Here is a 16,917-nt window from a genome sequence, read left to right as displayed (position 1 = left end):
TTTCATCAATTATTGTTCTTCTAAATCGAATAGCCATTACAAAATTTACACATTAAAAAAAGACCCCTCGATTGAGGGATCTTCTTTTTATATAAAATCTAAGAAATTAGAAATTATTTAATGATTTCAGTAACAACGCCTGATCCTACAGTACGTCCACCTTCACGGATTGAGAAACGAGTACCGTCTTCAATCGCGATTGGAGCGATTAATTCTACTGTCATTTCAACGTTATCACCAGGCATTACCATTTCAGTACCTTCTGGTAAGTGAACAACACCAGTTACGTCAGTAGTACGGAAATAGAATTGTGGACGATAGTTTGAGAAGAATGGAGTGTGACGTCCACCTTCGTCTTTTGATAATACGTATACTTCTGCTTTGAATTCAGTATGTGGTGTAATTGAACCAGGAGCAGCTAATACTTGACCACGTTGTACGTCTTCACGAGCAACACCACGTAATAATGCACCAATGTTGTCACCAGCTTCAGCGTAGTCTAATAATTTACGGAACATTTCAACACCTGTAACAGTTGTTTTAGATGTGTCATGTAAACCGATGATTTCAACTTCTTCACCAACTTTGATTTGACCACGTTCAACACGGCCTGTAGCAACAGTACCACGACCAGTGATTGAGAATACGTCCTCAACTGGCATCATGAATGGTTTGTCAGAATCACGTTCTGGAGTTGGAATGTAAGTATCTACAGCTTCCATTAATTCTAAGATTTTTTCTTCGTATTGAGCATCGCCTTCTAAAGCTTTTAATGCTGAACCAGCGATTACAGGTACATCGTCACCTGGGAAGTCATATTCGCTTAATAAGTCACGAACTTCCATTTCTACTAATTCTAATAATTCTTCATCGTCAACCATGTCAACTTTGTTTAAGAATACTACTAATGCTGGTACACCAACGTTACGTGATAAAAGAATGTGTTCACGAGTTTGTGGCATTGGACCGTCAGCAGCAGATACTACTAAGATACCGCCGTCCATTTGAGCAGCACCAGTGATCATGTTTTTAACGTAGTCAGCGTGTCCTGGGCAGTCAACGTGAGCGTAGTGACGTTTGTCAGTTTGGTACTCAATGTGAGAAGTATTGATTGTGATACCACGTTCTTTTTCTTCTGGAGCGTTGTCAATCATGTCATATGATTGTGCAACTGAGTCACCATTTTTTGCTAATACAGTAGCGATTGCTGCTGTTAATGTTGTTTTACCATGGTCAACGTGACCGATAGTACCGATATTGGCATGTTCTTTAGAACGATCGAATTTTTCTTTTGCCATTATAAAATCTCTCCTATTCTAATTAAAAATAATATTTAAATTTATCTCTCATGATAGTTTCTCACCATCATGAGAAATTATTTATAGCGATGCAAAAAGAATTTTACAATTCTTTTATAATGCATTCACCCCAAAAAATCAAACTATAAAGATGATAGCTTACATTTAAGCTCACCTTGTATTTTAACCTAGGCTAGCTAGTCAAAACAAGTTATATTATTCACCTTTATTTTTCTTGATAATATCTTCAGCGATTGATTTTGGAACTTCAGCATAGTGATCGAAGTACATAGTGTAAGTACCGCGACCTTGAGTGTTTGAACGTAATGATGTTGCATAACCGAACATTTCTGAAAGTGGTACATAAGCATTAACAACTTGTGCATTACCACGAGGTTCCATACCATCAACACGTCCACGACGAGATGTTACGTCACCCATGATATCACCCATGTACTCTTCAGGCATTTCAATAGTTACTTTCATCATTGGTTCTAAGATTACAGGATCACATTTTTTAGCAGCTTCTTTAAGTGCTAATGATGCAGCAATTTTGAAGGCCATTTCAGATGAATCGACATCATGGTATGAACCATCATATAATTTAGCTTTAACATCAATTAAAGGATAACCTGCTAAGACACCATTTTCCATAGCATCTTTAAGACCAGCTTCTACTGATGGAATGTATTCACGAGGAACTACACCACCAACGATAGCGTTTTCGAATTCGAAACCTGCGCCTGTTTCGTTTGGTGTGAATTCAATGTGAACATCACCGTATTGACCACGACCGCCAGATTGACGAGAGAATTTACCTTGAACTTGTGCAGATGATTTGAATGTTTCACGATATGAAACCATTGGAGCACCTACGTTACATTCAACGTTGAATTCTTTCTTCATACGGTCTACTAAGATGTCTAAGTGAAGCTCACCCATACCACCGATGATAACTTGTCCAGTTTCTTCGTCAGTGTGTGCATGGAATGTTGGGTCTTCTTCTTGTAATTTAACTAAAGCTTGAGTCATTTTATCTTGGTCAGCTTTAGATTTTGGCTCTACTGATAAGTGAATAACTGGCTCAGGGAATTCCATTGATTCCAAGATAATGTCATTTTTCTCACCACATAAAGTATCACCAGTACCTGTATCTTTAAGACCTACCGCAGCAGCGATATCTCCAGAGTATACAGTATCGATTTCTTGACGTGAGTTAGCGTGCATTTGTAATAAACGACCTACACGTTCACGTTTACCTTTAGTAGAGTTCTTAACGTATGAACCAGATGTCATTGTACCTGAATACACACGGAAGAATGTCAATTTACCAACATAAGGGTCAGTCATAACTTTGAACGCTAATGCAGCGAATTCAGCTGAATCGTCTGCTTTCGCGATTACTTCTTCTTCAGGGTTGCTAGCACGGTGACCAATAATTGGTTTAACGTCTAGTGGTGAAGGTAAGTAATCAATTACAGCGTCAAGCATTAATTGAACACCTTTGTTTTTGAAAGCTGTACCACAAAGTACTGGGTAGAATTCTACGTTAGTAGTAGCTTGGCGGATAGCTTCTTTTAATTCAGAAACTGAAATTTCTTCGTCACCAAGATATTTTTCCATTAATTCGTCGCTAGTTTCTGCAACTGCTTCGATTAAGCTAGCACGAGCTTCTTCAGCTCTATCTAAGTGGTCTTCAGGAATTTCAATTTCTTCAATTTCAGTACCTAAATCATTTGTATATTTGAAACATTTCATTTCAACTAAGTCAATGATTGCTTCGAATTCGTCTTCCGCACCAATTGGTAATTGGATTGGAGCAGCGTTAGCTTGTAAACGATCATGTAATGTACTTACAGAGTATTCGAAGTTAGCACCTAATTTGTCCATTTTGTTTACAAATACGATACGTGGAACACCATAAGTTGTAGCCTGACGCCAAACTGTTTCAGTTTGAGGTTCAACACCTGATTGTGCATCAAGTACTGTAACTGCTCCGTCAAGTACACGTAATGAACGTTCAACTTCTACAGTGAAGTCTACGTGTCCAGGTGTATCGATAATGTTTACACGGTGACCTTCCCAAGCTGCTGTTGTTGCAGCAGATGTGATAGTAATACCACGGTCTTGTTCTTGCTCCATCCAGTCCATTTGTGAAGCACCTTCGTGTGTTTCACCAATTTTGTGGATACGGCCAGTGTAATAAAGAATACGTTCAGTCGTAGTCGTTTTACCAGCATCAATGTGAGCCATGATACCGATATTACGAGTTTTTTCTAATGAAAATTCTCTAGCCATGTATTTTTTCTCCTTCCAGTTTATATTACTGAATAAATACGATAGATATGGCGATGCCCTAAGCATGAACGCTTAATGAAAATTCATTAATATAGAACACACTCAGGGTAAAAGCTTTTATCTTACCAACGGTAGTGAGCAAATGCTTTGTTTGCTTCAGCCATTTTGTGAGTGTCCTCACGTTTCTTAACGGCACCACCTGTATTATTTGCTGCATCTAAAATTTCGTTAGCTAAACGATCTTCCATCGTTTTTTCACCACGAAGACGTGCATAGTTAACTAACCAACGTAAACCTAAAGTAGTACGACGCTCTGGACGAACTTCTACTGGTACTTGATAGTTAGAACCACCTACACGACGAGCTTTAACTTCTAATACTGGCATAATGTTGTTGATTGCTTCTTCGAATACTTCTAATGCATCACGACCACTGCGTTGTTCAACTAGGTCGAATGCTGAATAAAGAATTCTTTGTGCTGTTCCACGTTTACCATCTAACATAATTTTGTTAATTAATTTAGTTACTAACTTAGAGTTATGAATTGGATCTGGTAATACGTCTCTTTTAGGTACTGATCCTTTACGAGGCATAATGTAAATCCTCCCTTCCTTATATTAAATATTTTAAGTTTAAGATTTAATTAAAAACTAAATTCTTAGTTTTTAGGTTTCTTAGTTCCGTATAATGAACGACCTTGTCTACGTCCGTCAACACCTGAAGTATCAAGTGCTCCACGTACAATATGGTAACGCACACCTGGTAAGTCTTTTACACGTCCACCACGTACAAGTACAACACTGTGTTCTTGTAAGTTATGGCCGATACCAGGGATGTATGCGTTAATTTCGATGTTGTTTGATAAACGCACACGTGCATATTTACGTAACGCTGAGTTAGGTTTTTTAGGTGTCATTGTACCTACACGAGTACATACACCACGTTTTTGTGGTGAGTTTAAGTCAGTAAATTTTTTCTTTTTACTGTTGAAACCTTTATTTAAAGCTGGAGAATCTGATTTTTTGATTTTGCTTTGTCTTGGTTTACGTACTAATTGGTTAATAGTTGGCATGTGATATGTCCTCCTCTCTTCACTTTTTAATCCCACACATCCAGGTGGTTCATTTTTAGGTTAAATAAAATTTAGTAAGTAAAACACTTACTAATTCTCATTTAATCAATGCTACTATTGTCGCATTGACGTTAATACCTACATGTTTACCCAAAGCATGTTTGCTTTTGAAAAAAGATACAGGTATATTTTTCTGATTGATTTGGCTTAACACGCGAGTCATTAAATATACTTCAACGTCTTCAGCAATAATCAAAGATGTAACTTGATCTTTCTTTAACGCTTTAAGCGTTTCTTTAAGACCAACTACAAAATGTTGTTTGTTAAAGCGTGCAACTTTTTCCTTAGACAATAATTTATCCTCCAAAGTTCTGCTTGCATCAACCTTTAATATATTAACATTGAACAAGAGAATTCGTCAACATTAAATCAAATAATTTACATAAAAATAACAAGAGGCTAAAGCATTAGCCTCTGTTATATACTTGTTATTCCGTTACTTCAGTTTGAGATTCAACTTCTGCAACTGGTTTAGCTGTTTTTTCGTATTTTACGTCGCTATAACGTCTCATACCAGTACCAGCTGGAATTAACTTACCAATAATTACGTTTTCTTTAAGACCTAATAAGTCATCACGCTTACCTTTAATTGCTGCATCTGTAAGAACTCTTGTTGTTTCTTGGAATGATGCTGCAGATAAGAAACTTTCTGTTTCAAGTGATGCTTTAGTAATACCAAGTAATACTGGTTTAGCTGTTGCAGGACGCTTACGGTGTTTAAATGCTTCTCTATTTGCATCTGTAAAGTTATGAATATCAACTAATGAACCTGGTAATAACTTCGTATCACCTGCTTCGATAATTCTAACTTTACGTAACATTTGTCGAACCATAACCTCAACGTGTTTATCGTCGATTTCTACACCTTGCATACGGTAAACTTTTTGTACTTCTTTTAATAAGTAGCTTTCAGTCGCGTTTAATCCAGCAACAGATAAGTAATTCTTAGGTTCAATAGAACCTTCAGTTAATACTTCACCACGTTGAACTGGTTGACCGATTTCTACAATAATTCTTGAAGTACCTGAAGCAAGGTATGATCTTGTTTCATTAGCACCTTTAACAACAATTTCTTGTTGTCTATCTTTTGCTAATTTAATATCTTCTACGACACCTTCGATTTCCGTAATTACCGCTTGACCTTTAGGGTTACGTGCTTCGAAAATCTCTTGAATACGAGGAAGACCTTGTGTGATATCGCTACCTGCTACCCCACCTGTATGGAATGTACGCATTGTAAGCTGTGTACCTGGTTCACCGATAGATTGGGCTGCAATTGTACCAACTGCTTCACCAACTTCAACTTTTTCACCAGTAGCAAGGTTTTTACCGTAACATTTTTCACAAACACCATGTCGTGCGTTACAAGTAAATGCTGAGCGAATATACATTTGTTCAATACCAGCATCTGTAATTTTCTTAGCAATTTCAGGTGTAATTAATTCATCAGGACGAATGATTATTTCATCAGTTTCAGGATGACGAATTGTTTCTTTAGAATAACGACCTTCAATACGTTCGATAAATGGTTCAATCATTTCTGTACCTTCTTTAATATCAGAAACTAATAAACCTCTATCAGTACCACAGTCTTCTTCACGAACAATAACATCTTGTGCCACGTCAACAAGACGACGAGTAAGATATCCTGAGTCAGCTGTTTTAAGTGCTGTATCGGCAAGACCTTTACGTGCACCGTGAGTTGAGATGAAGTATTCAAGTACTGTTAAACCTTCACGGAATGAAGATGTGATTGGTAATTCGATAATCTTACCAGATGGTGCGGCCATCAATCCACGCATACCTGCTAACTGTGTAAAGTTAGATGCGTTACCACGGGCACCTGAATCACTCATCATGAAGATTGGGTTAGTTTTATCAAGTGATTGCATCAATTCACCTTGAATTTGATCTTTTGCATCTGTCCAAATTTCAACAACTGCATTATATCTTTCTTCTTCAGTGATTAAACCACGGTTGAATTGTTTTGTAATTCTGTCGACTAATTTTTCATGCTCATCAAGTATTTGTTGCTTATCAGGTAATACTACGATATCAGCAACACCTACTGTAATACCAGCTTTAGATGAGAATTTGAATCCTAAGTCTTTCATACGGTCTAACATCATTGATGTATCAGTGATGCTAAATCTGTTGAATACTTCTGCAATAATATTACCTAAGAATTTTTTGTTGAAAGGTTCAATTAATTCTTCATTTTCAAAGTATTCTTTTAATCCACCTTCACCTAAAGTTGTAGGATCGATGAAATATCTGTTTGGTGTCTTTCTTTCTAAGTTTTCTTGCGTAGGTTCATTAATATAAGCAAATGAATCTGGAATGATTTCATTGAATATAATTTTACCTACTGACGTAGCAAGAATCTTTTTGTTTTGTTCTTCAGTAAATGTTGGATTATTGAACGAACTTGCATGTACACCAATTCTAGTGTGTAAATGTATAAAGCCATTTGCATATGCTTTTAATACTTCATTTGTATTATTAAAGATTGCGCCTGTATTTACTGCATCTTTTCTTTCTAAAGTAAGGTAATAGTTACCAAGTACCATATCTTGTGATGGTGTAACTACAGGTTTACCATCTTTAGGGTTCAAGATGTTTTGTGCTGCTAACATCAACATTCTTGCTTCAGCTTGTGCCTCTTTTGATAAAGGAACGTGAACCGCCATTTGGTCACCGTCAAAGTCAGCGTTATAAGCTGTTGTTACAAGTGGATGTAGACGAATCGCACGACCTTCAACTAAAGTTGGTTCAAATGCTTGAATACCAAGTCTATGAAGTGTTGGTGCACGGTTAAGTAATACAGGATGTTCTCTAATTACTTCTTCCAATACGTCCCAAACTTCATCATCCATGCGTTCGATTTTACTCTTCGCATTTTTAATGTTAGTTGCAATTTCACGTTGAACTAATTCTTTCATTACGAATGGTTTAAATAGTTCAAGTGCCATTTCTTTTGGTAAACCACATTGGTACATTTTCAAGCTTGGACCTACTGCAATAACTGAACGTCCTGAATAGTCAACACGTTTACCAAGTAAGTTTTGACGGAAACGACCTTGTTTACCTTTTAACATATGAGATAAAGATTTTAATGGACGGTTACCTGGGCCAGTAACTGGACGACCACGACGACCATTATCAATTAAAGCGTCAACGGCTTCTTGTAACATACGTTTTTCGTTTTGAACGATGATACCAGGTGCACCTAAATCTAATAAACGTTTCAAACGATTATTTCGATTAATTACACGACGGTATAAATCGTTTAAGTCACTTGTTGCAAATCGTCCACCATCTAATTGAACCATTGGACGAATTTCTGGTGGGATGATTGGAAGTACATCTAAAATCATCCATGAAGGTTTGTTACCTGAATTACGGAATGATTCAACAACTTCTAAACGTTTAATTGCACGAGTAAGTCTTTGACCAGTAGCTGATTCCAACTCATCGCGTAACAATTTAAGTTCTTCGTCAAGATCAATCTCTTCAAGTAAATCTTTAATACCTTCTGCACCCATTTTTGCAACGAATTGACCTGGGTATTTATCATAATAATCTCTGAATTCAGCTTCAGATAATAAAGTTTTCTTTTCTAAACCAGTTGGACCTGGATCTACAACAACATAAGAAGCAAAGTAAATAACTTCTTCTAATGCTCTTGGTGACATGTCAAGTAATAATCCCATACGGCTTGGTATACCTTTGAAATACCAAATGTGAGAAACTGGAGCAGCAAGTTCAATGTGACCCATTCTTTCACGACGTACTTTAGATTTAGTTACTTCAACTCCACATCTGTCACAGACCATGCCTTTGTAGCGAACACGTTTGTATTTACCACAACTACATTCCCAGTCTTTTGTAGGTCCGAAAATCCTTTCACAGAATAGACCATCTTTTTCAGGTTTTAATGTACGGTAGTTGATTGTTTCAGGTTTTTTAACTTCACCAAAAGACCAAGAACGGATTTTTTCAGGTGAAGCCAATCCTATTTTCATATAATGGAAATTATTTACATCAATCAAGGAGCCTACCTCCTTCAATTTAGATTAGCTGTGCTATTTGATTGATTTGCATTTATTTAAAATGGCTTAAAGTACTAAACTGAATCATCAATAAAATTCAGCTTAGTATCTTTTTGCCTGTTTTGTAAATTGCGTATTAATCAGTAACTTCTTTTTGTGTTTCAGGAGCATCATTTTGTTGTAAATCTACTTTACGTTCTACAACATCATCGTCATCAACGTCTGTCATTTCGATTTCATTATCTTGCTCATCCATAACTTTTACATCTAAACCTAAACTTTGTAATTCTTTCATCAATACTCGGAATGATTCTGGAACACTTGGTCTAGAGATGTTTTCACCTTTAACAATAGCCTCGTATGTTTTCACACGTCCTACTGTATCATCGGATTTGTAAGTTAAGATTTCTTGTAATGTGTATGCAGCACCATATGCTTCAAGTGCCCATACCTCCATCTCACCGAAACGTTGTCCACCGAATTGCGCTTTACCTCCAAGTGGTTGTTGTGTAACAAGTGAATATGGTCCTGTTGAACGCGCATGTAATTTATCATCAACCATGTGCGCAAGTTTCAACATGTACATTACACCTACTGAAATACGGTTATCGAATGGTTCACCTGTACGTCCATCATAAAGTACAGTTTTACCATCACGAGCCATACCAGCTTCTTCAATTGTTGACCATACATCGTCATCGTTTGCGCCGTCAAATACTGGTGATGCAACGTGAATACCAAGATTTTTAGCAGCCATACCTAAGTGTAGCTCTAATACTTGTCCGATGTTCATACGAGATGGTACACCAAGAGGGTTTAACATGATATCGATCGGACGTCCGTCTGGTAAGTAAGGCATATCTTCTTCAGGAACAATCTTAGAAATGACACCTTTGTTACCATGTCGACCACACATCTTATCACCAACATGAATTTTACGTTTTTGAACGATGTATACACGTACTAATTGGTTTACACCAGGTGATAATGTATCGTCGCCTTCTTCGCGATTGAATACTTTTACATCAAGAACGATACCGCCAGCGCCGTGAGGTACACGTAATGAAGTATCTCTAACTTCACGTGCTTTTTCACCAAAGATTGCATGTAACAATCTTTCTTCGGCAGTTAACTCAGTTACACCTTTAGGCGTTACTTTACCAACTAAAATATCTCCATCTTTTACTTCTGCACCAATATAAACGATACCACGATCGTCTAAGTTCTTAAGTGCACTTTCAGAAACATTAGGAATATCTCTTGTGATTTCTTCAGGTCCTAACTTAGTATCACGTGCTTCTGATTCATACTCTTCAATATGAATAGAAGTATACACGTCATCTTTCACAAGTCTTTCACTCATGATAACGGCATCCTCATAGTTGTAACCGTCCCAAGTCATGAAACCAACTACTACGTTTCTACCTAATGCCATTTCTCCTAATTCCATAGATGGTCCATCTGCTAAAATCTCGTTATACTCAACAACATCTCCAACTGCAACGATTGGACGTTGGTTGTAACATGTACCTGAGTTTGAACGTTTAAATTTAGCTAATGGATAGCGATCTAATTCACCTTCATGCTCAACGCCGTTCTCTTCAACTAGACGACGTACAAGAATTTCATTAGATTCAACATGTTCAACACGACCTCTGTGCTTAGCTGTAATAGCTGCACCAGAATCACGTGCTGCAACGTGTTCCATACCTGTACCAACAAATGGTGCTTCTGGATTCATCAAAGGCACTGCTTGACGTTGCATGTTCGCACCCATCAATGCACGGTTTGAGTCATCATTTTCTAAGAATGGAATACATGCTGTCGCTGCTGAAACAACTTGCTTCGGCGATACATCCATATAATCCATTTTTTCTTTAGCCATAACTGTGTTGTTACCACGGAAACGACATACAACTTCATCATCCATGAAACGACCATTTTCATCTAATTTAGAGTTTGCTTGTGCTACAACATAGCTATCTTCTTCGTCAGCTGTTAAATAGTCAATTTGATCAGTGATAGCATGTGTATCTAAATCAACTTTACGATATGGTGTTTCAATAAAGCCGAATTCATTTACACGTGCATAACTTGATAATGAGTTAATCAATCCAATGTTTGGTCCCTCAGGTGTTTCAATTGGACACATACGGCCATAGTGAGAGTAGTGAACGTCACGTACTTCCATTTGAGCACGTTCACGTGTTAAACCACCAGGTCCTAATGCTGATAGACGACGTTTATGCGTTAACTCAGCTAATGGATTTGCTTGGTCCATGAATTGTGATAATTGAGAGCTACCAAAGAATTCTTTAATAGATGCAATAACAGGTCGAATATTAATTAATTGTTGAGGTGTGATAGACTCAGTATCTTGAATTGACATTCTTTCACGTACAACTCTTTCCATTCTTGATAAACCGATACGGAATTGGTTTTGTAGTAATTCACCTACAGAACGTAAACGACGGTTACCTAAATGGTCAATATCATCTGTATATCCAATACCGCTTAATAAGTTAAAGAAGTAACTCATTGAAGCAATGATATCTGCTGGTGTAATGCATTTAACTTCTGAGTCAGGGAAAGCATTACCAATTACAGTTGTCGTACGACCTTCATCATCGTTAGGAACATATACTTTAATTGATTGAATTTCTACTGGCTCGTCTATAACGCTACCATGCAATTCAAACACTTCGCTGTTTGCATTTGATTCAAGTACATCCATGATTTCGTCGATTTTACGACGATCAAGCACTGTACCTTCTTCAACTACAATTTCACCAGTTTCAGTATTTACAATTGGCTCAGCTAATTTTTGATTAAATAAACGATGTTTTAAATGTAATTTTTTGTTTGTTTTATAACGACCCACGCTTGCTAAGTCATAGCGTTTTGGATCAAAGAAACGTGAATACAATAGACTTTTAGCATTTTCAACAGTTGGTGGTTCACCTGGACGTAAACGTTCATAGATTTCTAATAACGCTTGTTCAGTGTTTTCAGTGCCGTCTTTCTCTAAAGTATTACGTAAATATTCATTGTCACCTAAAAGGTCAACAATTTCTTGGTCGCTTGAGAAACCTAATGCACGTAACAATACTGTTAATGGTAGTTTACGTGTTCTATCAATACGTACGTATACAACATCTTTAGCATCTGTTTCATATTCTAACCATGCACCACGGTTTGGAATAATTGTTGCATCATAGTTTTCACGACCATTTTTGTCGATTTTTTCATTGAAATAAACGGATGGTGAACGAACTAATTGAGATACGATTACACGTTCTGCACCATTGATAACGAACGTACCTGTATCAGTCATTAATGGGAAATCACCCATAAAGACTTCTTGTTCTTTAACTTCTCCTGTTTCTTTAATGATTAGACGCACTTTTACACGAAGAGGTGCAGCATAAGTAGCGTCACGGTTTTTAGATTCTTCTAAATCATATTTTGGTTCTCCTAAACGGTAATCCACAAACTCTAATGACAAATTACCAGTAAAATCTTCAATTGGAGAAATGTCTCTAAACATTTCGATTAAACCTTCTCTTAGGAACCACTCGTAAGATTTAGTTTGAATTTCTATTAAGTTTGGTAATTCTAATACTTCTGAAATTCTCGCGTAGTTTCTACGTTTACGATGTCTTCCATATTGGACAACTTGACCTGCCAAACAGATTCACCCCTCAAAAATTATGTGATCCGCTTTTAGCTAAATACCATAAGCATATTAATAAAAAGACAAAAAGAAAACGGCAACACTAATGATGACACCATTTTCGATTCTATATTTATTCTTAATTAACTTATCTATTTAACGTAAAAGTACACACTTATTGAACATAAATTTTTACATTATATAACTATAACAGAATATCCATTTCATTTCAAGCTTTTATACTTCTCAGAATGTAATATCCTTTATCTTTATTTACCACTTCTACATTTCCAAAAAGTTCATTCATTCTTTTCTTTGCAGATGGCATACCTTGCTTCTTCTGAATTACAACGAATAGTTCACCGTTCGAGTCTAATCTATGTAATGCTTGCTCGAATATACGATGCACGGTTTCTTTCCCTGCTCTTATTGGTGGATTGGTTAAAATAAAATCAAAACTTTTGTCTTCCACAGCAGACAAAGCATCACTTTCCTTTACGATCGCATTATCAATACCATTTATTTTTTTGTTTTTTTCAACTAAGGCTAGCGCTCTGTGATTAACATCTAGCATTGTAATTGAATGATGTGGTGATACTTTAGCAATCATCAAACCAATTGGTCCGTAACCACAACCAACATCGGCAATTCGCTTACTTGGACCAGGTGGATGCGCTTTTAAAAAAGTTTGAACAAGAACATCTGAACCATAATCTACTTTATCTTTCGAAAACACTCCATTATCAGTTATTAAATCAATTTTATGATGGTTTAATTGATATTGAATACGTTGTTCATTGCTAATTACACTTGGATCTTCATCGTAATAATGACTCATTATTCCACCTCATCTTCACTTTGTAACTCGTCATTATAATTATAACATTTCACTCAGTCTTTAAATGAATAAAACCCCGTTATCAAAATAACGGGGTTTTAACTTCTCAAAGAATCATTATATTATAGCAATACTTGCTATAAAACTTTGATTATTAAGTTTAAGATACTTGAATTATTTTAATTCTACAGTAGCTCCAACTTCTTCTAATTGTTCTTTAAGTTTTTCAGCTTCTTCTTTAGGTAAAGCTTCTTTGATTACTTTAGGAGCTCCGTCTACTAATTCTTTAGCATCTTTTAATCCTAAACCAGTTGCTTCTTTAACAGCTTTAACAACTTTGATTTTAGATGAACCAGCTGAAGTTAACTCAACGTCAAATTCAGTTTTTTCTGCTGCAGCGTCAGCGCCACCAGCTGCACCTGCTACTGCTACTGGAGCAGCTGCAGTTACACCAAATTCTTCTTCAATTGCTTTTACTAAGTCGTTTAATTCTAATACTGACATTTCTTTAATCGCTTCAATGATTTGTTCATGATTAGCCATTTTATAATTCCTCCATTATTTTTAATTTTTTTACGCTAAAAATTATTCAGCGCTTTCTTCTTTTTGTTCTCCAATAGCTTTAACCGCATAAGCGAAGTTGCGTACAGGAGCTTGTAATACTGATAAAAGCATAGATACAAGACCATCGTGTGAAGGTAATGAACCAACAGTTTTAACTTCTTCTGCTGTAATAACATTGCCTTCCATAACGCCTGATTTAATTTCTAATGCTTCATGATCTTTAGCAAATCCAGAAATTACTTTCGCTGCAGCTACAGCATCTTCACTTGAAGTTGCAATAGCAGTAGGACCTGTTAAGAATTCATCTAAGCCTTCGATACCAGCTTTTTCAGCTGCACGACGTACCATAGTGTTTTTGTATACTTTATACTCAACACCAGCTTCACGTAATTGTGAACGTAAGTCAGTAACTTCAGCTACTGTTAATCCACGGTAGTCAACGATTACTGTTGAAACTGAATTTGATAGTACCTCAGCAATTTCATCAACTAGTTGTTTTTTAGCTTCAATGATAGCAGACATTCAGACACCTCCATTTAAATTTTTGGTGCTTTTTTTAAAATTAATAAAAAAAGCACTTTCTACCCACGGCAAAAAGTGCTTGAAAGATCATAGATCATCACGTTCAAGTCAATTTTAGCCTCGGCAGGATAAATTTTAAGTTATAAATAACTCCTACTGTCTTAGGTAAAATAATCACAATAAGTAATATAACTTGGAAATTACTTATTGTCAATATATTTTTACAGACTGAAAGATATTTCTTTCAGCCTGTAATTGTTTATATTATTTATTATTTGAAACTTGCAGTATCAATTTTAACTCCAGGACCCATTGTTGTAGTTACAGCAACAGATTTGAAGTATGTACCTTTAGCAGATGATGGTTTAGCTTTAGCTAATACATCTTGTAAAGTATTGAAGTTTTCAATTAATTGTTCATCAGTAAATGAAACTTTACCAATTGATGCATGTACGATACCAGCTTTTTCAGCACGATATTCTACTTTACCAGCTTTGATTTCTTCAACAGCTTTTTTAACATCCATTGTTACAGTTCCAGTTTTAGGGTTTGGCATTAAACCTTTTGGTCCTAATACACGACCTAATTTACCAACTTCACCCATCATGTCTGGTGTAGCAACTACTACATCGAAGTCGAACCAACCTTGTTGGATTTTTTGAACGTATTCTGCTTCACCTACATAGTCAGCACCTGCTGCTTCAGCTTCAGCAATTTTGTCACCTTTAGCGAATACTAATACACTTTGTGATTTACCAGTTCCGTTTGGTAATACAACTGCACCACGGATTTGTTGGTCATTTTTACGTGTATCAATTCCTAAACGGAATGCAACTTCAACAGAAGCGTCAAAGTTAGCAATGCTTGTTTCTTTAGCTAATTTAATTGCTTCTTCAACACTGTAGTGCTGAGTACGGTCAACTTTACTAGCTGCTTCTTGATACTTTTTACCTTTTTTAGCCATTTATAGTTCCTCCTTTAGTGGTTTTAGCGGAATTTCCTCCCACATTACTTGCTATATGCAAGTTAAGAGCAGACAACAGAAGAATTAATCTTATGAATAAATCAATCATTAATCTAGTCATTCAGATTATATTTATAATTCATCATTATTATCTCTGTTATCTGCTTCATCGTTTAAATCATGTAATCAAATTTAATATTCGTAAAATTATTCTACAACGATACCCATACTACGTGCAGTACCTTCGATAATACGCATAGCTGCTTCTTCGTCAGCAGCGTTTAAGTCTTGCATTTTGCTGTTAGCAATTTCGCGTACTTGATCTTTAGTTACTGTAGCAACTTTAGTTTTGTTTGGTTCGCCTGAACCTTTTTCAATACCAGCTGCTTTTTTAAGTAATACTGGAGCCGGTGGAGTTTTTGTAATAAATGTAAATGAACGATCTTCATAAACACTGATTTCTACCGGAATAATTAAACCTGCTTGATCTTGAGTACGTGCATTGAACTCTTTACAGAATCCCATGATGTTCACACCTGCTTGACCTAATGCTGGACCAACTGGTGGTGCTGGATTCGCTTTACCTGCAGGAATTTGTAATTTAACAACTTTATCTACTTTTTTAGCCACGATGTGCACCTCCTTGATATCGTGATGTGGTCACAGGGCTCAGTTTTGCCCTCCCACTCTTAACATTTCGTGACGAAATGGGCGCTCTAAAAGCGCGACCACATAATTTTAACACTTTTCTAATTAAAAAATCAATACTCTTTTTTATCTTTTGGTTAGTTTAATAACTTTAATTGTTAATTAAAGCTTTTCTATTTGATCGAATTCAACTTCTACTGGTGTTTCTCGGCCAAACATATCTACTAATACTGTTAGCTTAAACTTATCTGTTTCAATTTCTTGAACTTCACCAACTTGATTCGCAAATGGACCTGATTTAATACGAACTTGCTCGCCAACTTCGAGTTCAACATCGATAGTCTTTTCTTTAAGACCCATTTGTTTTAAGATGAAGCGAACTTCTTCTGGTAACAATGGATTTGGCTTAGACCCTGCACCTGCAGAACCTACAAAACCAGTAACACCTGGTGTATTTCTTACCACATACCATGATTCATCTGTCATGATTAATTCCACTAAAACATATCCAGGGAATGTTTTTTTAACAGTCGTTTTAGCTTTGCCATCTTTTACTTGAGTTTCTTCTTCTTCCGGTATGACTACTCTAAAGATTTGTTCAGTCATATTCATAGATTCTACTCTTTTTTCTAAATTCTTTTTAACTTTATTTTCATATCCAGAATATGTATGCACTGCATACCAACGCTTTGCGCCAACTTCTTCAGACATGTCTTCACTCCTCTAACCAAATAATAAATTTTTCAATGCTGTAATTCCTAAATCTAAGGCATAGAAAAAGACTAAGAAGAATATAACAGTAGAAACTACAATTACAGTATATTTAAATAGCTCTTCTTTCGTCGGCCAACTTGTTTTTTCCATTTCAGACTTAACGCCTTTAAAGAAACTTTCTTTTTTAGCCATCTGCTCAACCTCCAAATCCTTT

At 36.2% G+C, this 16,917-nt stretch carries 14 protein-coding genes and 1 other annotated feature; all 14 genes read right to left on the bottom strand.

What is annotated here, in order from left to right; translation table 11 throughout:
- Positions 1–113: 113 nt before the first annotated feature.
- Positions 114–1,298 carry an elongation factor Tu gene (tuf, locus tag IDG66_RS13210; RefSeq protein WP_001040568.1) on the bottom strand — a complete coding sequence of 395 codons (1,185 nt, stop codon included), beginning with the start codon at positions 1,296–1,298 and terminating at the stop codon, positions 114–116.
- 216 nt (positions 1,299–1,514) lie between these two features.
- Positions 1,515–3,596 (bottom strand): elongation factor G, encoded by a 2,082-nt coding sequence (gene fusA / locus IDG66_RS13205; RefSeq protein WP_000090315.1) that lies wholly within the window; start codon positions 3,594–3,596, stop codon positions 1,515–1,517.
- A gap of 122 nt (positions 3,597–3,718) precedes the next feature.
- Positions 3,719–4,189 (bottom strand): 30S ribosomal protein S7, encoded by a 471-nt coding sequence (gene rpsG / locus IDG66_RS13200; RefSeq protein ID WP_001137495.1) that lies wholly within the window; start codon positions 4,187–4,189, stop codon positions 3,719–3,721.
- A 65-nt stretch (positions 4,190–4,254) separates the two neighbouring features.
- On the bottom strand, positions 4,255–4,668 hold the full coding sequence (rpsL, locus tag IDG66_RS13195; RefSeq protein ID WP_001142337.1) for a 30S ribosomal protein S12: 414 nt from the start codon (positions 4,666–4,668) through the stop codon (positions 4,255–4,257).
- Positions 4,669–4,765: 97 nt separating this feature from the next.
- Positions 4,766–5,020: a ribosomal L7Ae/L30e/S12e/Gadd45 family protein gene (locus IDG66_RS13190; protein ID WP_000031892.1), complete on the bottom strand. Its 255-nt coding sequence runs from the start codon at positions 5,018–5,020 to the stop codon at positions 4,766–4,768.
- A 136-nt stretch (positions 5,021–5,156) separates the two neighbouring features.
- A complete protein-coding gene (gene rpoC / locus IDG66_RS13185; RefSeq protein ID WP_103143674.1) occupies positions 5,157–8,753 on the bottom strand; it encodes a DNA-directed RNA polymerase subunit beta' in 3,597 nt (1,198 codons plus the stop codon).
- A 163-nt stretch (positions 8,754–8,916) separates the two neighbouring features.
- On the bottom strand, positions 8,917–12,468 hold the full coding sequence (rpoB, locus tag IDG66_RS13180) for a DNA-directed RNA polymerase subunit beta (protein ID WP_000918667.1): 3,552 nt from the start codon (positions 12,466–12,468) through the stop codon (positions 8,917–8,919).
- 214 nt (positions 12,469–12,682) lie between these two features.
- On the bottom strand, positions 12,683–13,291 hold the full coding sequence (locus IDG66_RS13175) for a class I SAM-dependent methyltransferase (RefSeq protein ID WP_000020302.1): 609 nt from the start codon (positions 13,289–13,291) through the stop codon (positions 12,683–12,685).
- Positions 13,292–13,465: 174 nt separating this feature from the next.
- Positions 13,466–13,834, bottom strand: coding sequence for a 50S ribosomal protein L7/L12 (rplL, locus tag IDG66_RS13170; RefSeq protein WP_001273586.1), 369 nt, complete (start codon positions 13,832–13,834; stop codon positions 13,466–13,468).
- A gap of 42 nt (positions 13,835–13,876) precedes the next feature.
- Positions 13,877–14,377: a 50S ribosomal protein L10 gene (rplJ, locus tag IDG66_RS13165; protein ID WP_001273087.1), complete on the bottom strand. Its 501-nt coding sequence runs from the start codon at positions 14,375–14,377 to the stop codon at positions 13,877–13,879.
- Positions 14,378–14,414: 37 nt separating this feature from the next.
- Positions 14,415–14,561, bottom strand: a sequence feature (ribosomal protein L10 leader region).
- A gap of 87 nt (positions 14,562–14,648) precedes the next feature.
- A complete protein-coding gene (gene rplA, locus IDG66_RS13160; RefSeq protein WP_001074619.1) occupies positions 14,649–15,341 on the bottom strand; it encodes a 50S ribosomal protein L1 in 693 nt (230 codons plus the stop codon).
- 207 nt (positions 15,342–15,548) lie between these two features.
- Positions 15,549–15,971: a 50S ribosomal protein L11 gene (gene rplK / locus IDG66_RS13155; RefSeq protein ID WP_001085792.1), complete on the bottom strand. Its 423-nt coding sequence runs from the start codon at positions 15,969–15,971 to the stop codon at positions 15,549–15,551.
- A gap of 180 nt (positions 15,972–16,151) precedes the next feature.
- Positions 16,152–16,700, bottom strand: coding sequence for a transcription termination/antitermination protein NusG (gene nusG, locus IDG66_RS13150; protein WP_001288302.1), 549 nt, complete (start codon positions 16,698–16,700; stop codon positions 16,152–16,154).
- 12 nt (positions 16,701–16,712) lie between these two features.
- Positions 16,713–16,895 carry a preprotein translocase subunit SecE gene (gene secE / locus IDG66_RS13145; RefSeq protein WP_001074473.1) on the bottom strand — a complete coding sequence of 61 codons (183 nt, stop codon included), beginning with the start codon at positions 16,893–16,895 and terminating at the stop codon, positions 16,713–16,715.
- Between the last annotated feature and the right edge of the window lie 22 nt (positions 16,896–16,917).

The sequence above is a fragment of the Staphylococcus sp. EG-SA-18 genome (assembly GCF_017151825.1).
GTDB classification, from domain to species: domain Bacteria; phylum Bacillota; class Bacilli; order Staphylococcales; family Staphylococcaceae; genus Staphylococcus; species Staphylococcus aureus.
This window is presented reverse-complemented; position numbering and strand designations above follow the sequence as displayed.